At 59.9% G+C, this 21,190-nt stretch carries 18 protein-coding genes and 2 pseudogenes; 12 read left to right on the forward strand and 8 right to left on the reverse strand.

The window, feature by feature from the left end; genetic code table 11:
* Window positions 1–56 precede the first annotated feature (56 nt).
* The 6 genes from ccoG (at window position 57) to OHD58_RS18845 (ending at window position 8,290) form a co-directional block, all read left to right on the forward strand.
* Window positions 57–1,616 (forward strand): cytochrome c oxidase accessory protein CcoG, encoded by a 1,560-nt coding sequence (ccoG, locus tag OHD58_RS18820; protein WP_263804952.1) that lies wholly within the window; start codon window positions 57–59, stop codon window positions 1,614–1,616.
* Window positions 1,613–2,110, forward strand: a complete 498-nt coding sequence (locus tag OHD58_RS18825) for a FixH family protein (RefSeq protein WP_006204603.1) — start codon at window positions 1,613–1,615, stop codon at window positions 2,108–2,110. Before ccoG ends, OHD58_RS18825 begins: the two co-directional genes overlap by 4 nt.
* A complete protein-coding gene (locus OHD58_RS18830; protein ID WP_263804953.1) occupies window positions 2,107–4,377 on the forward strand; it encodes a cation-translocating P-type ATPase in 2,271 nt (756 codons plus the stop codon). Before OHD58_RS18825 ends, OHD58_RS18830 begins: the two co-directional genes overlap by 4 nt.
* The gene (gene ccoS / locus OHD58_RS18835) at window positions 4,377–4,532 is read left to right on the forward strand and encodes a cbb3-type cytochrome oxidase assembly protein CcoS (RefSeq protein WP_006204605.1); all 156 of its coding nucleotides are present in this window, start codon (window positions 4,377–4,379) and stop codon (window positions 4,530–4,532) included. Before OHD58_RS18830 ends, ccoS begins: the two co-directional genes overlap by 1 nt.
* 558 nt (window positions 4,533–5,090) lie before the next feature.
* The gene (ubiM, locus tag OHD58_RS18840) at window positions 5,091–6,272 is read left to right on the forward strand and encodes a 5-demethoxyubiquinol-8 5-hydroxylase UbiM (protein ID WP_006204607.1); all 1,182 of its coding nucleotides are present in this window, start codon (window positions 5,091–5,093) and stop codon (window positions 6,270–6,272) included.
* Between the two features lie 110 nt (window positions 6,273–6,382).
* Window positions 6,383–8,290 (forward strand): putative bifunctional diguanylate cyclase/phosphodiesterase, encoded by a 1,908-nt coding sequence (locus OHD58_RS18845; protein WP_263804954.1) that lies wholly within the window; start codon window positions 6,383–6,385, stop codon window positions 8,288–8,290.
* A 95-nt stretch (window positions 8,291–8,385) separates the two neighbouring features.
* On the opposite strand, the gene OHD58_RS18850 is transcribed toward OHD58_RS18845, so the two are convergent.
* On the reverse strand, window positions 8,386–8,514 hold the full coding sequence (locus OHD58_RS18850) for a hypothetical protein (protein WP_263792225.1): 129 nt from the start codon (window positions 8,512–8,514) through the stop codon (window positions 8,386–8,388).
* Between the two features lie 214 nt (window positions 8,515–8,728).
* Between OHD58_RS18850 and OHD58_RS18855 the strand changes: the two genes are divergently transcribed.
* Complete coding sequence (locus tag OHD58_RS18855) at window positions 8,729–9,424, forward strand: transposase (protein ID WP_318528268.1); 696 nt, start codon at window positions 8,729–8,731, stop codon at window positions 9,422–9,424.
* Window positions 9,425–10,334: 910 nt separating this feature from the next.
* On the opposite strand, the gene OHD58_RS18860 is transcribed toward OHD58_RS18855, so the two are convergent.
* Window positions 10,335–10,547 (reverse strand): hypothetical protein, encoded by a 213-nt coding sequence (locus OHD58_RS18860; protein WP_006204612.1) that lies wholly within the window; start codon window positions 10,545–10,547, stop codon window positions 10,335–10,337.
* A 242-nt stretch (window positions 10,548–10,789) separates the two neighbouring features.
* On the opposite strand from OHD58_RS18860, the pseudogene OHD58_RS30725 reads away from it, so the two are divergent.
* The 3 genes and pseudogenes from OHD58_RS30725 to OHD58_RS30735 form a co-directional block, all read left to right on the forward strand.
* Window positions 10,790–10,885, forward strand: a pseudogene (locus OHD58_RS30725) (hypothetical protein); the annotation flags it as partial.
* A 12-nt stretch (window positions 10,886–10,897) separates the two neighbouring features.
* A complete protein-coding gene (locus OHD58_RS30730) occupies window positions 10,898–11,089 on the forward strand; it encodes a hypothetical protein (RefSeq protein WP_006204613.1) in 192 nt (63 codons plus the stop codon).
* 96 nt (window positions 11,090–11,185) lie between these two features.
* Window positions 11,186–11,485, forward strand: a complete 300-nt coding sequence (locus OHD58_RS30735) for a hypothetical protein (RefSeq protein WP_412177245.1) — start codon at window positions 11,186–11,188, stop codon at window positions 11,483–11,485.
* Between the two features lie 270 nt (window positions 11,486–11,755).
* Here OHD58_RS30735 and OHD58_RS18875 read toward each other — a convergent pair.
* From OHD58_RS18875 to OHD58_RS18900, 6 genes and pseudogenes are all read right to left on the reverse strand, one after another.
* Window positions 11,756–12,757: pseudogene (locus tag OHD58_RS18875) on the reverse strand (IS30 family transposase).
* Between the two features lie 189 nt (window positions 12,758–12,946).
* Entirely contained in the window at window positions 12,947–13,279 is a 333-nt protein-coding gene (locus OHD58_RS18880) for a hypothetical protein (RefSeq protein ID WP_006204615.1), read from the reverse strand.
* A gap of 37 nt (window positions 13,280–13,316) precedes the next feature.
* The gene (locus tag OHD58_RS18885) at window positions 13,317–14,198 is read right to left on the reverse strand and encodes a dioxygenase (protein WP_263804955.1); all 882 of its coding nucleotides are present in this window, start codon (window positions 14,196–14,198) and stop codon (window positions 13,317–13,319) included.
* Window positions 14,199–14,295: 97 nt separating this feature from the next.
* Entirely contained in the window at window positions 14,296–15,354 is a 1,059-nt protein-coding gene (locus tag OHD58_RS18890) for a maleylacetate reductase (protein WP_263804956.1), read from the reverse strand.
* 37 nt (window positions 15,355–15,391) lie between these two features.
* Window positions 15,392–17,116 carry an FAD-dependent oxidoreductase gene (locus tag OHD58_RS18895; protein WP_263804957.1) on the reverse strand — a complete coding sequence of 575 codons (1,725 nt, stop codon included), beginning with the start codon at window positions 17,114–17,116 and terminating at the stop codon, window positions 15,392–15,394.
* Between the two features lie 69 nt (window positions 17,117–17,185).
* A complete protein-coding gene (locus tag OHD58_RS18900; RefSeq protein ID WP_006204619.1) occupies window positions 17,186–17,599 on the reverse strand; it encodes a MarR family winged helix-turn-helix transcriptional regulator in 414 nt (137 codons plus the stop codon).
* Window positions 17,600–18,037: 438 nt separating this feature from the next.
* Between OHD58_RS18900 and OHD58_RS18905 the strand changes: the two genes are divergently transcribed.
* Both OHD58_RS18905 and OHD58_RS18910 read left to right on the forward strand, forming a co-directional pair.
* Complete coding sequence (locus tag OHD58_RS18905; RefSeq protein WP_263804958.1) at window positions 18,038–19,453, forward strand: aminomethyl transferase family protein; 1,416 nt, start codon at window positions 18,038–18,040, stop codon at window positions 19,451–19,453.
* A gap of 510 nt (window positions 19,454–19,963) precedes the next feature.
* On the forward strand, window positions 19,964–21,127 hold the full coding sequence (locus OHD58_RS18910; protein WP_263804959.1) for an ABC transporter substrate-binding protein: 1,164 nt from the start codon (window positions 19,964–19,966) through the stop codon (window positions 21,125–21,127).
* Window positions 21,128–21,190 lie beyond the last annotated feature (63 nt).

Raw genomic sequence — 21,190 nt, forward strand, 5'->3', positions numbered from 1 at the left:
CCAGAACCGATGGGCCTGGCTTTCGGCGAAATCGTCGCTGGTGACGGGAGCTTCTCGTGCTTGATGATAGGCAGACAGAACGGCTGGAAGCCGAGGCGGCCAACTCCGCCAAGCTACGACAACCACTCTATGCCGCGCGCAAGAAGATCTTCCCCAAACGCGCCACAGGCAGCTTTCGCCGGTTCAAATGGCTGGTGATGGCGATCACGCTTGGTACCTATTACCTGACCCCTTGGCTGCGATGGGATCGCGGGCCATTTGCCCCCGATCAGGCTGTGCTGATCGATCTCGCCAACCGCCGCTTCTATGTCTTCTTCATCGAGATTTGGCCGCAGGAATTCTACTACGTAGCAGGCCTTCTCGTCATGGCCGGCTTTGGCCTTTTCCTGATCACATCCACGGTTGGCCGCGCCTGGTGCGGCTATACATGTCCGCAAACCGTTTGGGTTGATCTGTTCCTGGTCGTCGAGCGAGCTATCGAAGGCGATCGCAATGCCCGCATGAAACTCGACGCCGGACCCTGGAGCGCACGCAAGCTGGTCTTGCGCACGGCCAAGCATTTCATCTGGTTGCTGATCGCGGTGGCGACCGGTGGCGCCTGGATCTTCTATTTCTCCGATGCGCCTACCTTGTTTCATGACGTCTTTACTGGCAGTGCCGCACCGGTAGCTTACATCACTGTCGCGGTGCTGACAGCGACCACCTACACGTTCGGCGGGCTGATGCGCGAGCAGATCTGCACCTACATGTGTCCCTGGCCGCGCATCCAGGCAGCCATGCTCGACGAGAGTTCGCTGACCGTTACCTATAATGATTGGCGCGGCGAACCGCGCTCGCGCCACGCCAAGAAGGTGCAAGCCGCGGGGCAGTCGGTCGGTGACTGCGTCGATTGCAACGCCTGCGTCGCCGTCTGCCCCATGGGCATCGATATCCGCGACGGCCAGCAACTCGAATGCATCACCTGTGCGCTTTGCATCGACGCTTGCGACGGCGTCATGGATAAGCTCGGCAAGGAGCGAGGGCTGATCTCCTACGCCACGCTCGACGATTACAATGCGAACATGGCTCTTGCTATGACGGGGGGCGCCACGCTGGTCAATCCATCGCTTGTGAGGACCGCTGACGGACGTTTCATCGATAATCTGGCGCATTTCCAGCTGCGCAAGATCTTTAGGCCGCGCATCTATGTCTACACGGGCTTGTGGTCACTGGTCGGCATCGGACTGCTCTATTCTCTGATGACCCGCAACCGGCTCGAAGTGAACGTGCTTCACGACCGCAACCCGCAATTCGTGACGCTGTCCGATGGATCCATCCGCAACGGCTACACCGTTAAGCTGCTCAACATGATCCCCGAGCCAAGGACGATCGTCGTCACGATGCAGGCGTTGCAAGGGGCTGACATGAGCGTGGTCGGCGACGATATCGCGGCAGGTCGTTCCTTTGCCATTCCGGTCGAGCCCGACCGCCTGAAAATGTTGAAAATCTTTGTGCGCCAGCCGGCGGATCAGATCCACGGCGCAGCGCAAATCTTCACGTTCCGGGTCGAGGACAAGGCGAGTTTCGAGTCGGACGAATACACCGCCACTTTCAACGCACCGGAGACCGCCAGATGAGCGCGAATACGCAGAAATCCCGCGAATTCACCGGCCGGCACATGCTATTCACCATCCTTGCCTTTTTTGGGGTGGTCATCGCGGTCAATCTGATCATGGCGACGCTCGCCAACACAAGCTGGACCGGGCTCGTCGTCGAAAATAGCTATGTGGCGAGCCAGGAATTCAACAAGAAAGCAGAGGAAGGCCGGGCTCAGGCGTCACTTGGCTGGAAGAGCCGGTTGACGATTGCCGGTGGCGAGATTCGCTACAGCCTCGCAGATGCGGCAGGCAAGCCTGTCGCATTGCACGGCGTCAAGGTGATCTTCCGTCATCCCGCCTACGAAAAAGGGGACGAGTCCATCACTCTTGCCCTTGCCTCCGGCCAGGAATACGCGGCCCGACATACGCTCCGGAATGGGGTATGGATCATTGAGGTGGACGCAGACGCAGGTCTCGCAAAGTCCTATCGCGAAGTCCGCCGTGTCATCGTTTCCCATGGAGCGCTGCAATGAGCTGTTGTGCGCCGGGCGCGGAAATGGCGCTGGATCTTGAGACATCCGTCCTGCCCTCGAGCCAGGAAATCCGATTGGCGAGCCGATCGCTTGGCTATGACCTTCACCAGACCGATCTTTCAGTGCCGACGGTTCATTGCGCGGCCTGCATCCATTCGATCGAGAAGGCGCTTGGCAGGCTCGATCACGTCGAGGGCGTTCGCGTCAACCTGTCGACGAAACGGGTCTCGATCCAGTGGCGCGGGAATGATATTCCGCCGGTCGTTGCCGCGCTTGGACGGCTCGGCTACGAGGCGCATCTGTTCGACCCCGAGGTTGGCGAGAAGGACAAGACACTTTCGGAACTGATCCGCGCCGTCGCGGTCGCGGGCTTTGCGGCGGGCAACATTATGCTGCTTTCGGTCTCGGTCTGGTCAGGTGCGGAAGGCGCGACGCGGGACCTGTTCCATTGGGTGTCGGCGCTGATCGCCATCCCTGCGCTCGCCTTCGCCGGCGGCATCTATTTCCGCTCGGCCTGGAATGCGCTCCGCCACGGCCGCATGAATATGGATGTGCCGATCGCGGTCGGCGTCTCGCTCGCCTATGCCATGAGCCTTAACGAGACCATCAATCACGGCGAGCACGCCTATTTCGACGCGTCGGTCTCGCTGCTGTTCTTCCTGTTGATCGGCCGCACGCTGGATCACGTGATGCGGGAGCGTGCCCGCACCGCTGTGAACGGCCTGGCGCGGCTGGCGGCACGCGGCGCCATGGTGCAACGCGATGACGGCACACGCGACTACCTGCCTGTCGGCGAGATCGAACCGGGCATGCAGCTGCTGGTCGCTGCCGGCGAAAGGATCCCCGTCGACGGCAGGATCATTCGCGGAGCCTCCGATCTCGACTGCTCGCTGGTTTCCGGCGAGAGCACACCGAAAACCGTGGCGTCAGGGGAACGGGTCCAGGCCGGCACGCTCAATCTTACCGGCCCGCTGACCGTCGAGGCTACCGCTGCTGCGAAGGACTCCTTCCTGGCGGAAATGGTCAGGCTGATGGAAGCCGCCGAGGGTGGTCGAGCGCATTACCGCCGGATCGCCGACCGCGTCTCGGCGCTCTATGCGCCGGTGGTGCATCTCACCGCCTTCGTGACTTTCCTCGGCTGGGTGGCGGCAACCGGCGACTGGCATCGGGCAGTGACGATCGCCATCGCCGTTCTCATCATCACATGCCCATGCGCACTCGGCCTCGCGGTGCCGATCGTGCAGGTCGTCGCCGCGCGGCGCCTGTTCGAAAACGGCATCATGGTCAAGGATGGTTCGGCCATGGAGCGCCTGGCGACGATCGATACAGCGGTCTTCGACAAGACGGGCACTCTGACGCTGGGAAAACCCCGGCTCGTCAACAGGTCATCCATCGATCCGGCCATGCTGGCCCTCGCCGCCGCGATGGGCGCACATTCCCGCCATCCGCTTTCGCAAGCAATCGCCGGCCTGGCGAGCCCGGCCGGGCAACCGACATTCAATGAAGTGACCGAGCGTCCGGGTTTTGGCATCGAAGCGACAGCCGCAGGCAACACCTGGCGCCTGGGCCGGCGCGGATGGGCCGGCGGCAAGGGTCGGACCGGCGCCGAAGGCAAGACAGGTGGAACGGTGCTGACCCGAAACGGAACGATCGTCGCATCCTTCGAATTCGAGGACGCCTTGCGGGCGGACGCGGACACGGCCATTGCGCGGTTGAAAAATGCCGGACTTACGGTGGAAATGTTGTCCGGCGATACGGTCGTCGCATGCGCCGAAGTCGCGGAGGCGTTACCAGTCGACCATTTTACCCCCACTCTCCTGCCGTCAGGAAAGGTCGAGCGGATCAGGCAGCTGAGCAATGACGGTCACCGGGTAATGATGGTCGGCGATGGTCTGAACGACACGCCCGCGCTGGGCGCGGCGCATGTCTCGATCGCCCCGGCCACCGCCGCCGACATTGGCCGCAACGCTGCGGATTTCGTATTCCTACGCGAGAGCCTTCTGGCCGTGCCTCTTGCGCTGGACGTCTCGCGGAAAGCCGGGCGGCTGATACGCCAGAACATCGCGATCGCGATCGTCTATAATACCATTGCCGTGCCGATAGCCATTCTAGGGCACGTCACGCCGCTGATCGCTGCGGTGGCCATGTCCGCTTCGTCGCTGCTTGTCATTGGAAATGCGCTGCGCCTGCAACGCTTTGCAACCACCGAGGTGACGAGAGCTCCTTTGGCAACGCGCTCCGGCATTCACGAATCAATGCAGTCGTGATGACGACGCTCGTCTACCTCATACCATCAGCTCTGTTCCTTGGCGCTCTTGGGCTGTCCGGCTTTCTGTGGGCGTTGAGGAGTGGTCAATATGAGGATATTCACGGGGCCGCTGAGCGCATCCTCATCGACTGGGACGACAAGCCGGAACGCTGACCCAGGTCGCTATGCTGACGATTGTCAGGTGCCGGTGGTCAACCGAGTCGACTTGGGAACAGCCTGCTGAGGCTGTCGCTCGAAGGACTGCGTGGGCGTTCTGCCAGAATACGTTTGCTAAGAAAGAGCCGCACCGAAGGGGAAGCCCGCTATTCCAATACGAGCTGACCAGACCGCGGCCAACGACCAGCCGACTGTGAACCCGCCGTTGCCGGCTTTGTCGTGTCTGGCTGATCCAGATCAAGGTTATCTCATCATCGGCATGGTTTCGTCGACCAGCCTTTCAAGGGAGAACACATGTCTAACGGACAGTTTGGTCGTCACTATCAGCCAACCGCCGACGTGAGAATCTCGCTTGCCGGCTGGCTATCTGCCTTGGCTGGGCGCCCATCAGCCGCGTTCCTGGCTCCATCGTTCGTTGCCGATCTATGCGCATTTTTCTGCCCAGTGGCCTGAGGGTATGCGGCTGGCACTGGAACGCAGGTCCGTCGATCCACGGCTAGCGGCTCAACTCCAGCAGCATCCCACGCAGATATCCGACGCGATGGCGGCACGCTGATGGCAGGGTCCCCCGAGCGGTTTGACATCGTCGTCATCGGAGCCGGGCCGGTCGGACTTTCGTTCGCCGCATCGCTTGCACAGAGCCGGCTCAAGGTGGCAGTCATTGAACAGCAGCCGCTCGAAAGGCTGGCAAATCCGGCTTTTGACGGTCGCGAGATCGCGCTGACCCACGCATCGGTCAGAATTCTTCGCGAGCTCGGCGTCTGGGATGCCATCCCCGCTTCCGACAAATCACCACTTCAAGGCGCGCGCGTGCTCAACGGATCGAGCCCTTTTGCGCTGTGCTTCGATTCTCCCGGCGGATCTCGGGAACCACTCGGGTTCTTGGTTCCAAATTGTCGGATCCGCGATGCCTTGTTCAAGATCATCCGCTTGCAAGATGATGTCCAGTTACTGTGCGGCCACTCGGTCGTTGGTGTCAAAAACAGCGAGACAGGAGCAGTCATAACGCTCTCTGACGGCAGGCAATTGACCGCTCGGCTTCTCGTTGCAGCCGATTCGCGTTTGTCCGCCACGCGCGGTCTGCTCGGCATCGGCGCCGACATCAATCGGGTTGGCAGCTCGATGCTGATTTGTCGGGTGAGGCACGAGCGCGCCCATCACCAGATCGCAGTCGAATGGTTCGATCACCATCAAACGATAGCGATGTTGCCACTCATGGAAGGTGTGTCCTCGCTGCTTGTCACTTTGCGCTCAAGCGAGGCTGACAGACTGCTTGCTTTCGACGACGATTCGTTTCTGGTGGAATTGACGAAGCGGTGTCGCGGGCGCCTCGGAAAAATGACCTTGGCAAGCACCCGCCATGCCTATCCGCTGGTCACGACGTGGGCGCACAGGTTCTGGGCTCCGAGCGCCGCGCTCATCGGCGACGCCGCCATTGGCATGCACCCGGTGACCGCGCATGGCTTCAACATTGGCCTCAGCGGCCAGAAGCAACTCGCCCATAAGATCATGACAACATGTCGCGACCGCCATGACATTGCCGATCCCGACATGCTCCAGAGATACGAAAGCCGGCTACGCCTGTCGGCGGCACCGCTCTATCATGCTACAAACATACTTGTCGGTCTCTACTCAGGCGAGCACCCGGCGGCACGGCTTGCAAGACATGCGGGGCTTCGCCTTGCCCAATATCTTCCCTTTGTCCGCCATGGCATTTCGGCCATGCTTAGGCGGTGAATCGCAGATAGCGTTGCCGCTCTCGAACCGCTGAATAGTTAACCCGTCCTTCAGTGGGTGTGCATAGGCTTATCCTGCCAAGAAGCCTTGGAAGGTAAGACAACCCGCCCATGGACCTGAACAACGAAGACACGCTGAACGCCAAAATCCGTCAGGATCAGCTTGCTGACCTGAGGGCCGGCTTCTTCGTGTCAATGCCGATAAGCACTGTCCTGTCAGGCCTTATATTGACGGTGCAGGCTATTTCTGGCGGCGGTTCTAGCGCCGCGATCTGGTTCCTGGTCGTCAATGCGATAAATGTCGGCCGCCTTGCGCTCGCCCGTTATCAGCTAAGGCAAACGGAACGCCATGATGATTCTGCAGGGACCTCGCAGCGGCTCCGCCGGTTTGGCGTTCTTGCCCTTATGGCAGGGTTTGCATGGTCCTTTCTTGCCGTTCTCACGGCCGGATACACGACACCGCACGCACCGCTGCATCTGATCATTCTGGCTGGCATTGCAGCTGGCGCTGTTACGTACGGCAGTTCATATGCCGCTGCCGCGATCAACTTCATCACACCCCCGCTCCTGATCACAGCGGGGTGCTTGCTGGCAAAAGGCAACTTCGAAGGCTGCGTTCTGGCTTTTGCCGTTCTGCTCTTCCTGGGCGGCCTGGTGCGAGCCTCCTTTGTTGGGCAAACGCGCTTCCGCGAAGCGAGCCGCCTGAGGCATGAGGCCGAGCGGCTTGCAGCCGAAATGGAGGCCAGTTCCAGGCAGGACCACCTGACGGGCCTTCTCAACAGGCGTGGCCTCGAACACGCCATCGGCCGGTTCGAGGCCACAGCCGGCCTCTTTGTGGCGATGCTGATTGATCTGGACGGATTCAAATCCGTCAACGATACCTACGGTCACAGGACCGGTGATGAACTGCTCGTCATGATCGCCCGCCGGATAGAGGAGGAGGCACCGGAAGGCTCAACGCTCGCCCGCATCGGCGGCGATGAATTCGTGCTGTTTTTTCCCTTGGCGGGGGATTCGCTTTCTGCCAGTGATCTCGCCTCCAATATCATAGCCAAGATTGCCCGCTCGTATCGGGAGGTGGCGTCCGTCCGGATCGGGGCATCGATAGGGATATACCTGGCTGAAAGCCCGGGACTGACGGAAATGTTGTTGCGGGCCGATATCGCCCTTTACACGGCCAAGCGGCGTGGCCGGAACGAATTTTGCCTGTTCGATGCCGAACTCGACAGGGAACTGCAGCGCCGCCAGTCCATCGAACGCGACCTTCATTCGGCGATAAAGACGAGAAGCTTGGGACCCTGGTTCCAGCCCATCGTGAAACTCGACACCGGGGCCGTGATCGGTTTTGAAGCCTTGCTAAGGTGGTCCCATCCGATTCATGGTGCCATCTCTCCACCCGAAATCATGACAGCCGCGCGCCACACCGGAATGCTCGAGCTTCTGACCCAAACGGTCTTCGCCGACTGTTGTGTTCTTATCGATGGCTTGGTGAAAGCCGAGTGTCGTGATCTTCGCGTGGCGATGAATGTTTCGCCGCGCGAACTGGAAGCCGGCGATATCGACGACATGGTTCTGGATGGTCTGGCGGCAAAAGGCCTGCCTGCAACGATGTTCGAAATCGAGATTACCGAAGAATCCCCGGTCGACCCGGACAGGGTGGACGAAAAGCTCGGACGTCTTTCCCATGCCGGCATTGCCATCGCGCTCGATGACTTCGGCACCGGCTTTTCCACATTGGCATCGCTCAAGGACAGTCGGATACGCAAGGTGAAGATAGACCAGGGCTTCATTCGCGGCTTGGCCAGATCCCGGGAGGACCGGCTGCTTGTCAAAACGGTCATCGATCTTGGCAGGAGCCTCGGGATCGAGGTCATGGCCGAGGGCGTCGAAACAGAGGCGGATCGGCAAACCCTGCACAAGCTTGGCTGCCGAACCGCTCAGGGCTTCCTGTTCTCCAAGGCAATGCCTCTGAGCCAGGCGCTTGACATGGCGGTAAAACAGCATGCCAAGGCGTTGTGACCGGCGCCCGCCGCGCTTTCCTACGCGGCCGTGCGCTCTGGAATCGTGGGGACAGAGACTTGCCTGTCTGAAACGCGTGGCCGTCCGCGTGTGCGTCAGCCGGCGAGCAGGTCTTTGTAGCCAGTCGTCACCATCCAGTTGGCCCGGTCGATATGGCTGCGAAGCGCCTCGCGGGCGCGTTCGGGCTCAAGGGTCGGGTCGATGCCGAGAATGAGATCGGCCATCTCCGCTTCGCTGGCATTGTCGGCGCGGGCGCCCAATCTAGCAGACGCATGTTAGCGTCGAACGGCGCTTGCGATGTTGGACGCCGCTTGCTTGTTGCTAGTTTTGTCCGATAAAGCTCCGAGGGAAACGCGAGGGGACGGAGCATTGACTCTTCGCGGCATGACACGAAGCGACGACTGATCGCACACGTCGGTTATCATCAAGGAAGAGGAAATGAAGCGCCAGATCCGGCCATTTATCGTGGAGGTCAAACAAAAACGGGGCAATGGCAAACAGAGCCGATCGATCTGGGGCGATCTCGACCTGTCCGCTATTGCCGCCGAGACAATGAAAGATTCCAACGAGGAGATAGGACTGCAAAACCGTCAGCATATTGACTCTCATGTGACACCCATTGATGTTGAAGATGGATATAAACCAAGAGCGGAGCATCTTATGGCCGACCTTAGGGCAGCCGAACTAGCGCAGTCCCCGACCGAAGCGCCTGCGAATACAGAAGCCGCTGACGCAAAGAAAAAGAGAACTCCGCGGCCGAAAGCAGCCAAGGCACAGCTAGAACGCCCGGCTCGAAAGCCAGCCGCTAAGATGGCGCCTGCTGCGACGGACATTTCGGCGTCAGTTCGCAACGCGCGAAAAACTTACTCGGCAAAGGAACGCGGCCAACTCCTCTTACAGATCGAGAAATCGATTAGTCGTGGCGAGAGCATCAAGAGCGCCACAGCACAGGCTAGCATATCGGAACAGACCTATTACCAGTGGAAGAAGAAGGCTACGCCGCCCGCGTCGGACAGCGGTGAGCTAAAGGATCTGATCGCGCTTGAGGAAGAGAATGCTCATCTGAAGAAGCTGCTCGCCGAGCGTCTTCGCAAGGAGAATGCGGAGCTAAAGAAAAAGCTCGGGCTCAATTAGGCCGGGTCAGCCGCTGCCTTAGCCTCGACACCCGCTCAAGTTGGCAGCAGCATCTCGCCGTCGACGATGCGTCAGATTAAGGCGTCCGTCTCCGGTTGCGTGGCAGGTCGCCGAGCGCAGCCGCCGATTTATCATTCGCCGTCGGCGGCACAATACAGGGACGAGGGGACGTGGCTGTCGCTGCAGGGCTATCGGCTTGATGATTCAGCGGCTCACCCGTTCGGCCAGCTATGTGACGCGTTCGCCTTGCCGAATTTCTCGCGGGAACTGCATCAGATCGCATTCCCAGTGTCCGATCTGCCTTCTGTCTCGAGCTATGTCGGACGGTGCAAAATGCTCAGTTCCGGGCTGAATTGACGACCATGGAGCCGCCTGACTGCCTCGGCCGGCGGTCGGGCGCGGCTCTCCGGAAGATTGCGCTACAGCTCTCCCGGCCGCTCCGGATAGGCCAGGCGATCGATCGTCTCGTGGCGACGCGGACCCAATGCGACCACCCAACCTCTCCGCTGGGCGATCGTGCCATCATACCAGAAGGACGGGCATGTATCACTATCCTCGCTTAGGGTCGGAGGTCGTGTTGGAAGAGGAGGCGCCGCCCGAGTGAAACGCAGGTGAATACGGACTGACAGAATATAGCGTCTGCCGGCCATTACATATTTGGACAGACCTGCGCTCGGCTCGATCCGGGAGTGCCTTCCGTGATCGCACCATATTCTGCTGAGTGCAGTCCGGTATTGATCCGGGGCGGCCCTATGTCGTGCTGATCAACTTCCGTCCTTCCCTAGAAGGCGGCAGGACTATAGTCTTGCGTCTCGCTTACAATGGTCTGACGTTACCGCTTTAGTTCCGGTATCGTCCATTGGACGTTCCGTATTTTAGTCAATCGAGATGTATCCCAAGCGCGTGCCAACTAGATACCGCTGTCGTCGGAATCCAGCTTTGACCGTATTGTGTTGATGGCGTCCACAATGGTATCGGCAGTCTGCCGGTCTAGCGCGATATCCAACAAGCCTTCAGTTGTCTGGATCGACAGGATGCCAAGAGGGCCTCTCTCGTCCATGACAGTGCTAACGTGAATTTCGGTCGGCACGAAAGGCAGCGCCTTTTTTCCGGTACGCTTCATTGGGTACTCATTGCCTTGGCCAGCTTCGACAATCGCGCAACGCGGCGACGATTTCAAGCGGACCAGACGACGCTACCCAGCCATAGGGATCCGTCATCAACGAGGTCGCGCATTGCTTGCCTATGATCATGCGGCCGTCATATGTTGGCGTTAAATACCCTTAATTCCGGATTTTTGGATAAATGGATAAAAAGTCAGATCTCCTCGCATTGGCAGCACTTGGCTAGGATACCCGGCTCGAAGTCTTCCGCCTGCTGATTAAGGCGGGTGCCGATGGCATGCCCGCCGGCGAAATCGCCTCGCGCCTTGATTGCAGAACACCATGTCAGCGCACCTGAAGGTCCTTGACAATGCTTGGCCTGGTCCGCGCCGAGCGTGACGGCCGAAGGGACTTCATGATGGCGCATCCGATCCTGAAGGTTGCTGTTGGGCAGCCGGGCAGCAGAAACAAGTCGAATGCCCTGCACCCGGTTATCCGGAAACGACCGCGCCCCGAGGCGATGAATGAGGACAAGGACAAGTCCCGCCAGAAAATTGAATAGCTCTATCGTCACCGCGAAGGCGCCGCCTGCCTGCGGGACTCCGAGATCGCGAACGTCATTACTAACAGCGTCAGCGGGCAGGGGATCAGGTCCGCCATGAAGCAGATCGTCGGCCTTCGCTCGGCGCGCGCCAAGATCCCCGCCGTTTATGTCTACGAAGATTTAGGGCGCGAGGCGGCCATCTCCAGTACGAGGTATGTCCCTGATCGTGGTCGCGATCTGCTTGAAAGCTTTGGCCGTGCCCGGGTGTTTCGGGTCGTCTACATCGACGGTTTGCAGGGCCGAGCGCCTGAAGCAGCAGCCGACATCCTCGACCTTAGGCAGGTCAATCATTCCACCGTAGCCATCCAGGAGCTGATGCACACCACCCCATCGGGTTTTTGCACCGGATCCTGATGTTCTGGGCCGAGCCGCGCTCCTCTCAGGAATGCTTTGTCGCCTTCAAGGCTACAAGGATGATTCCAGGCTGCGGGCGCTTCAGGACTGCGTGCTGTTCCTGCAGGCACAGAAATTGGGATTCTCCGTTCTAACGGGCAACATCAGCGACTTCGACTACTTGCTGCAGCTGAGCCCGAAAGGTCGAGTTTTGATGTATCGGCGAATCTGATTGTATTTGTGTGAGTTCTCGCTGAAGTGCGACTGCGCAGCGAGGGTAGGTTAGCGCGTTCACCGATTGGCCGACAGTATCTTCTGACGGAAGACTTCGGCCGGTGTTCTGAAGCCGAGGCATTTTCGGGGCGTTGAGTTGAGATGGGCGCACACCTGGTGCAGGTCTCGATGCTCGATCGACAGTGGATCGGTGTCTCGCGGAAGCCATTTGCGAGCACCGCGGTTGGTGTTTTCCACCGTGCCTTTCTGCCACGGCGCCTGCGGATCGCAGAACCATGTCTGAACGCCGAGACCGGCCTGAAGGTAGGGCCAGTCTGTGAACTCGGTGCCGCGGTCAAAGGTGATTGATCGGCGGGCGGAATAGGGAAGGGGACCAAGCACGTCAATCAAGCCGTCCATGATCGCGCGCGACTGCCGGTCGTTGTTGCGTAGGAAGACCGTGAAGCGGCTCACCCGTTCGACCAGCGAAGTGACGTTCGCCTTGCCGAATTTCTTGCGGAACTGGATCAGGTCGCATTCCCAGTGTCCGAGCTGCTTTCTGTCCCGAACAATGTCCGGACGATGCAAAATGCTCAGTTCCGGGCTGAATCGACGGCCATGACGCCGCCTGACGTGCCTCCGCCGGCGTCGGGCGCGGCTCTCCGGAAGATAGCGCCACAGCTTCAGCTCCTGGCCGTCGGCCGAATAGGCAAAGCGATAGATCGTCTCGTGGCAGACGCGGACGCTGCTACGTTCAAAAGCCAGTCGACCGGCGATCTGCTCTGGCGACCAGCCATGCTTGATGCGGCCAAGCTTCTCAGCAATCGCATCAACACTGACGCCAGCCTGGCGCCATCGCTCGACGATCTTCCGCGAGATCGCGCGCAACAAGTTCGAGGATCGGGAGATGCCGGATCTGACCGGCTATTTCTGTGTGGCGGCCAACAATCGGTCCAGGGAACGCCGCAGCCGTTTTCGCAAACTGGTTCGGCATCCGAAGCTTCGCGCATCGATCATCGAGCGCCAGCGCTCGATCTTGCGGCGTTCATCCAAATCGATCTGGGAGTAGGTGCGTTTCATCTACGGTTCCTTGCATGCGATAGGTCATTGGTATCGCTGCAAAGTCGCAGTTCAAGATAGAACGCACCCTGCTACATCAGGTAGTCGCATAACATGTATTATGGAACTGACTTTAATGTCGCAAAATCAATAGTTTAGGAACACCCCGTTTGAACATTCCACTACGCCGATAAGCGAAAACCCGGAAATCTAACGCAGGGAAATGCTCGCAACAGGGTCAAGATTCAGGACACGTATCGCCACCCTGTGTTGTGAAATGCCGGTGATTGCGGCACGCAGCATATTGCAAACGGATAGAATCAAATCTCGGGTCCGCTCCACCTTCTGCAACAGCTGGATTTCGACTGAGATCTGCGCTTGGTCGTTCATCCCTCGGAAAGGAATGATTGCGAACTGACAAATGGATGCGTCGACCTCAAGCTCACGGCAGAGGATATCTCGCAGCGCCGGCAGCAACGCCTCAAGACCGTCGACTTCCTTTGTCCAAACGGCTTCCTCCACAAATATCTTGAGGTTGGGCATGGGCTGACTCCCTTTGTGCCAGAAATGATAGGCCTGCTTAGCGCGACGCCGCGTTGGCGCAGGGGTGGACCGGCGGCTGCTGTCGATCAACGAGCACGAAATCGAATTGCGAGCGCCAGAGCGTCGGGCCACCCTCCACACGTTCAAAAGGCGCTACGAGCGTCTCCTTCACGCCGAACACGGTATCGGAGTCCAGGTAAGGGTCGTCACCGACAAAGGTGTGGGTCACGAGCCTCTGGTAGCTGTGCGCGGTCACGAGGAAATGCATGTGGGCGGGGCGGTATGCATGCCGACCGAGCTGGCCGAGCATCTGACCGACAGGCCCGTCGTTAGGGATCGGATAGGAAACCGGCTTGATGCCGACGAACCTGTATGCACCGTCCTGGCCGGTGACGAAGATGCCGCGATTGTTCCATCTGGGCTGGATGCCCGGTTGTTGGACGTCGTAGAAACCCTCAGCATTGTCCGACCACACATCGACGTGCGCCCCCGCGACGGGATTGCCGTCGAGGTCGAGCACCCTGCCCTCGTAGAGACAGCTCTCGCCCTTGCCGTCGAGGTTGATCGTGTCTCCCATCTTCCGTATGGGCGCGCCGGCGACGTGGAACGGTCCGAAGACGGTGCTCTCCGTCGCGCCCGCGGGCCGGCGGTTGTTGATGGCATCCACCAGCATGGAGAAGCCCAGCGTGTCGCTGAGCAGAATGAACTCCTGGCGCTCGCCGCTACACATCTGCCCGGTCCTGGTCAGGAAGTCGATGGCGGTCTCCCACTCGCCTTGGGTAAGCTGGGTCTCCTTGGCGAAGGCGTGGAGATGGCCGACCAGGCAGGCCATGATCTCGGCGAGCCGACGGTTGACGCTCCTGACCATGCGCTCGTTGACGGCTTCGACCGAACCGTCTTCGGAGAAAAGGCGCTGCATTTCGTTTCTCCCTCGTCATGTTGCTGTCGGTTTTTTGGGCGGCTTTCGCGCTTTCCGTCGAGCCGTTGCCTGTGCAGGATGTCGTGATACCGCCCGCCTATTGCGGGGGCTTTCCTTCCCATGCGCGTTGCAGCAATGAGCGGATGGCGTCGCGGTCAATTGGCCGCGGGTTCCAGTAGGGGTTGCGCACGGCCAGGTCGGCGGCGCAGTCAAGGTCACTCTCGGCGAGCCCGAGATCGCGCAGGGCGAGCGGCGCGCCCAGCGAGGCGGCGAAGTCGTGGAGGCCGCCGCCGAGCGAGCCACCGAAGAGATTTGCAATCGGCTTCAGCGCCTCGGCTGCGGCGGATGCGTTGTGTGCCACTGAGTGCGGCAGCAAGATCGCGTGCGTTGCCGCATGCGGTAGGTCGAAGCTCCCTCCCAGCGTGTGGCAGAGCTTATGATGCAACGCCATTCCGACGGTGCCGAGAACGGTGCCGCAGAGCCAGGAACCATAGAGGGCGAGCGAACGCGCCTCGCCATCAACTGGATTCTCCACGATGCACGGCAAAGCCTGTTTCAACGCGCGAATGCCTTCGACGGCCTGCCATGTAGAGATCGGATTGCGGTCCTGCGCATAAAGGCCCTCTACCGCGTGGGCCATGGCGTTCAGCCCGCTTGAAACGCTCATGTCGACCGGCAGGCCGAGGGTCAGGTCGGGATCGTAGATCACAGCTTCCGGCAGGATGCGGGGATCGCGTCTGGTGGTCTTAAGGCTTTCCTCCGTCTCTCCGAGAATGGGGGTGACCTCCGAGCCGGCATAGGTGGTCGCGATCACTATCTGGGACGTATCGTTGCGCCACGCGATCGCTTTGCCGAGCCCGATAGTCGACCCGCCGCCGAAGGAGACCACGCAGTCCGCGCGTTCGTCTTCGTACGCCACCAAGGCTCGCTCGGTGACGGAAACCGGCGTGTGCATCGTCGCGCCGGCGAAAACCCCGACCGCCGCCTCGCCCAATTGTCCAGCGAGCCTCTCAGCGTCCGCCTTCCGGGACGGGGTCGACAAAACGAGCGCCCGCTTGCAGCGCAGGCGCGCGACCTCGGCGGGAAGCTGTGACACCGCGCCCCGTCCGAAGACCACGCGTCCCGGATTGAGCGTAAGGGCAAAGGTTTCGATCATGGTGGCGGTGGTTCCCAGAGCTGGCAGCGCGAGCCAGCTATGCGTGCATACTGTTCGTCGATACCGTATCCTGTGCGCCTTCATTGGCGATTTTCTCAAGGCCGGACATCCTTCGCCCGAGCACGGTCTCGATCGTGCATTGCGCATCCGCATCGCGTGTCCCGCGCCACGCAACGACCTGGTCGGGGCGGATAAGCACCAACGGCGCTTCATACAGGCTTTCCACCTCGGCCGAGGCAATGTCGACTACGCTCAGGTCCATGCCAGCTTGGGCAGCCGCAGATGTAATGGCGTCCACCGCCGGGGGCGTCCTTCCCAAGCGCAGCAGCGTCCATTCGAAGCCGAACAGATCATAAAGCGAGGTCGACGCATCGATCCATATGTGGGGAGCGCGCCCGCCAGGCGCGCTTGTGGGGGTGTAAACGTCCGGGCGATCCTCGGCCGGCGGTCTCTTCTCCGACAATATGATCGGAGACGCGTCGTACCGGGCGCCGAAGGTAATCCCGGGAATGTTGAACTCCGCCTTTCCGTGCCCAGAAAGATAAGCGCCGGCTTCTCTTCGGAGAGCCACACCTTGCGCCGTGTTGTCTTCTAGGCCGGGCTTCGCCGTATAGAGGCCGATCGAATCGGCGAACTGCTTGGCAAAGCCCGTGTTGCGAACCGCGATGGGACGCCGCTCAATCTCATAGCTGTCGAGTATAGTCGGCGAGCCCACGCCCTTGATCGCTGCTGCCAGTTTCCATCCCAGATTGACCGCATCGTCGACGGCGGTATTGTAGCCCAGTCCGCCCGCTGGCGTGAACAGATGGACGGCGTCTCCGCCGAGGAACACCCGTCCCCGCGAATAGCTCTCTGCGACGAGCGCGTAGCCGGCCGTCCAGGTGCCGCGGGAAAGCACCTCGGCTTCCACGGGATGGCCGACCGCGGCCTGGAACATTTCCAGCGCCTGCTTGTCCGTGATGTCTTCCTCCTTCTCGCCTTCGCGAAGCTGCGTGTGAAACGCGAATTCGCCTCGGCCGTCCACCGCGGCCATGAAGGCGCGGCGCTGGTTGTTGAAAGTCACGTTCATCCACGCCGGCGCGAAGGGCACGACCTCGTAGAATTGCGGACAGCGCAGATAGATCGCGAACATGCGCCCGCCGAAGAAATCTCGCACCGCGCCCGCATCGCCCTTGTAGGCGATACCGAGTTGTCTGCGCACGAAGCTGCGGGCGCCATCGCCGCCGACAAGATACTTGGCCCGGACGGTGCGGCGAGAGGTGGTCTGGACTTCCTGCGCCGTGACCGACACGCCGTCCTGAGAGTCGATGAACTCGCTTACGCGCCAGCCATAGTTGATCGAGACGCCGGGCTGGGCTTCGGCATGCTTTCGCAACACCTGCTCTACATATTTCTGCGACACGCGATGCGGCAACTCGGCCGCGCTCCAGGAGCCCGAAAGAGACGACACTCTCTCGCGCGCTTCCCGGGCGGACGGCAGGCGGAAGCGTCCAAGCTCGTGTCCAGTGTAGCGCGTGAAATAAGCGACGTCGGTCGGAAAATCGTCCGGCAGGCCAAGAGCACGGACCTCCTCGGCGAACCCTAGACGCCGATAGTGCTCCATCGTGCGGGCCTGGGTCGCGTTCGCCTGGGGATTGAATGCCGTCGAAGGCTTCTCATCAAACAGGGTGACCGAGATTCCTCGCCGACCGAGCTCGTTCGCAAGCATCAGGCCAAACGGCCCGCCACCCGAAATTGCAACATCGACCACGGCACCGTCCACACAGATCCTCCCCAAAATGCCCTGAAGATCATAGCATTTGGTAAGGAAACCAGACGATTTGTCAAGGCACTATTCTCGCTCGACATCCCCCTCGCGGGCCTCGACATACTTTGCGAGCACTTCAACCATCAAGTCGACCATGGCAGGACCGAGCTCGGCGCGCATTTCACTCTCGGCAACCTCCAGGCTGCGATGAAATGCCTCGAGCCAGGCCATCCCCTTGTCGGTGAAGCACACGAGCTTCGCGCGGCCATCCGTCGGATCAGGCCTCTTCTCGATCAGTCCGGTCCGCTCGACCTGATCGACCAGTTCGCTCATGGACTGCTTCGTCATGGACGCCCTGCGCGCGAGTTCGGTGAGTCGGGTCCCGTCCTCATCGAGATTTCGCGTAAGATTAATATGGGCGACGCTGAGTTCGTCATGCCCATTCGATCGCAGATTCTCCACGATCTGCGCCTCGAACAATCTCACTGCCTCGTTCATACGACGGCCAATGTTGTTGCGCCGCCAGGAATTTCTAAGTCTCATGCCAATCGTCTCTGCTCCCACTCGGTCAGCTTATACATCCTTCTACCGCGCGCTACGCCGTGCTTTCGGCTTTTTCAATCTCTGCGGCCAGTGGATTGACACATCGGCTCCGGCGAATATATCGTCAGGTATCCGAACAATATAGGAAGGCGGTTGACGGCCGCCAAGGGAGGAGAGATGCGTCATCAAGAAGTTCGCGTCGCGAACTGGAGGCCTGCGCTCAGCAGCCGTCCGGCGACGCCGCTTGATTTCTCGCGGCATGGCATCGCTTCAGCTTGGCTTCGTCGATTGTCTCCCGATTTGCAAAATAGGGTTGGCTCGTGAGGTTGGGGGTTTCGCTCCTCACTAGGGGGTTGGCAAGGTGATATTTCACATCGAGCAGGATCAATCACGATGGTAAAGGCAAACGGCGAGAAGTCGCTGCAAACACTTATCGACGAGAAGCGGGATCTCGTCGAGTATTTCTACAATGATACCCTTGCCCCTCACTATCGGGCCAGGACGGGTCTTACGGCGGCGTACATCCCTCCTGAGTTCACGAATTGGCGCGACGAACAGCGTGCATGGCGGGAATCGGCGATCCTCTTCGATCAGTCGCATCATATGCCGGAGATGCTTCTGAAAGGTCCCGACGCTCTTCGGCTTCTCGAGAAGATCGGCATCAACAGCCTCGCGAATTTCTCGACGGACAGGGCAAAACAGCTGGTCGGCTGCACGCCTCGAGGCCACGTGATTGGCGACTGCGTCGTGTATCGACTTGAAGAGGAAACCTTCGAACTCATCAGCAGCATGCCGTTGCTGAATTGGGTTCAATTCAATGCCGAAAAGGGCGGCTACGACGTCACTATCGAGCGTGACGACCCGACCCCATACAATCCAGCCGGAAAGCGCTGGTTCTATCGTTTCCAGCTGGAAGGTCCGAACGCAGGCAAGATATTCAACGACGCCGTGGAGGGCGATGCACCCGAGATTCCGTTCTTCCGCACGGCGAAAGTGAAGATTGGCGGCTGCAAAGTCCTCGTGCTGCGGCATGGCATGGCTGGACACCTCGGCGCGGAGCTGTCCGGGCCCTATGAAGAGATGGACAAGGTGCGCTCGGCTCTCGTTGCCGCTGGCGAGAAGCACGGGCTGAAGCAGGGGGGTACCAAGACCTACTTCAGCACCATCTTCGAGTTCGGTTGGATGCCCTATCCCCTGCCAGGCATATATACCGGCGCGGAACTGAGGGATTACCGTGAATGGCTTTCCGGCAATGGCTGGGAAGCCAACGCGCAGCTCGGCGGCAGTTTCCTGTCGGACAACATTGAAGACTACTACGTCACACCATGGGACCTCGGATACGGTCACATAATCAAGTTCGACCATGATTTCATTGGACGCGCAGCGCTCGAAGCTCTGCCGGAAGGAAAGCGACGCAAGAAGGTCACTTTGGTCTGGAACAGGGAGGATGTGGCGAAGATCTTCGGGTCGCAGTTCGGTGACGGGCCGCGGTTCAAGGCACTCGACTTTCCAGTTGCCTACTATGGTTGGCCGCAATTCGACGAGGTCAGGGCGCCGGACGGCTCCTTGGTTGGGCATTCCTGTCATTGCGGTTACAGCGCCAACGAAGGCGAGATGCTGTCACTCGCGATGCTCGATGCGGCTTGCGCGACGCCGGGCACCCAGATTGTCCTGACATGGGGCGAACCAGGCGGAGGCTCTCGCAAGCCGCATGTCGAGCGCCATGAGCAGCTCAAGGTTCGCGCGACAGTCGCCCCGGCCCCCTACGCGCAGTCCGTGCAAAAGTTGAAGCGAGCAGCCATTGGCTAGGTTTCGCGTCACCTCGCGCGACCCGTCTCGTAGACCATCCCCTCTTAGCCGGGGTGGTCGCCCTACTCACCGGCTAGTCTGCCAAGAAGGGATCCGAGTGGACTCTCAACCCAGCTACCCTTTTGACCTTCGCGCAAAGCTGCTGGGTTCGTCTGCCGCCGACCACTCGGTGCATCTGTCGAACAATCTTTCACCGGCGCCGCATAGCCGGTGCATCTGGCTGAAGCATTTCGTCAGCTTACATGACGAAATAAGGATACAAGTGCAATATGCAGCGGGCCATCCAAACGGCAGCGGTCATAGCACTCGGTTCTCGGTAGCAGAAAATCTTGCGCGCCTTGTCGCTTCAATCGGATTTCACCTACGGCGACGGCCAATCGACGAGGCTTCGCTGCTTGACAATTTAGTCAAGAATCCTTACTAAAATTGAAGGGAGAGACATCAGGTTTCACAAGGTAAACCGGCCGAGCTTAGCACTGTGAGACCCGGCAATCCAAGGGAGGGAATACGATGAGGAGACTTTGTGCGGGCCTGCTTGCAACCGCGATCGCAACGTTCGCGCTTGGAGGCGCGGCGCTCGCGGAAACCATCAAGGTGGGTGTGATCGCAACATTCTCGGGCCCGAACGCCATCTGGGGCAAGCAGTTCAAGGAAGCTATTCAAGTCTATGTCGCGCAGCATGGCAACGAGGTGAACGGCAATACGATCGAGTTCATTTACAAGGACGTCGGTGGGCCGAACCCGGATGCGAGCAAAGCCGCCGCTCAGGAACTGCTCATACGCGAGGGCGTGAAGTATCTGGCCGGTTTCGATTTTACCCCGAACGCGCTCGCCGTCGCTCCGCTGATCAATCAGGCCAAGGTTCCGGCGATCATATTCAATGCGGCAACCTCTGCGATCAACAAGCAGTCGAAATACTTCGTGCGCACCAGCTTTACCTTATGGCAGGTGGCAGTGCCGGCTGCACAGTGGGCCGCCAAGAACGGCGCCAAGAAGGTAGTCACCGCCGTTTCGGACTACAATCCAGGCATCGACGCCGAGACCGCCTTTGGCAGCGCCTTCGAACAGCAGGGCGGGACGATCGTTGAGAAAATCCGTATGCCCTTGCAGACGAACGATTTCGCTCCTTTCATGCAGCGCATCAAGAATTCCGGGGCTGATACGGTTTTCGCGTTCCTCCCTGCCGGACCCGCCACGTTCGCCTTCACGAAGGCCTATAGCGAGAACGGACTGAAGGAAGCTGGCATTGGCTTTATTGGGACCGGTGAGACTGACGAGACGACCATTGACGCTCTCGGCGAACAGGCAATCGGGCTGACTACGGCCTATCACTATTCGGATGTCCACACCTCGGAGCTGAACCGGGCGTTTGCGGCCAAGCTCGCCGAGCTTTTTCCAAACTCTAGGGCCAATATGGCTTCGATGGGCGCTTATGACGGTGCGCATTTGATCTATAAGATGATTGAGCTAGCCGGAACGGATGGCGACAAGGCGATCGAAGCCGCGAAGGGCTTGTCGTGGGAAAGCCCACGCGGCCCGGTGAGCATAGATCCAACATCGCGCCATGTCGTCCAGAATGTCTATATCCGCCGTGTGGAGCGCGATGGAGGACGCTTGGTGAACCGCGAATTCGATCTCGTGAAAAGCGTTCCGGACCTCGGGTTCGATCGCTGACACATCCTGGCATAGTGGGTGTCCGAGCCCACCATGCCGCATTGCTGAAAACCTCTGTTTCTA

It is taken from the genome of Mesorhizobium sp. ZC-5 (assembly GCF_025753855.1).
In the GTDB taxonomy this organism is placed as follows: Bacteria; Pseudomonadota; Alphaproteobacteria; order Rhizobiales; family Rhizobiaceae; genus Neomesorhizobium.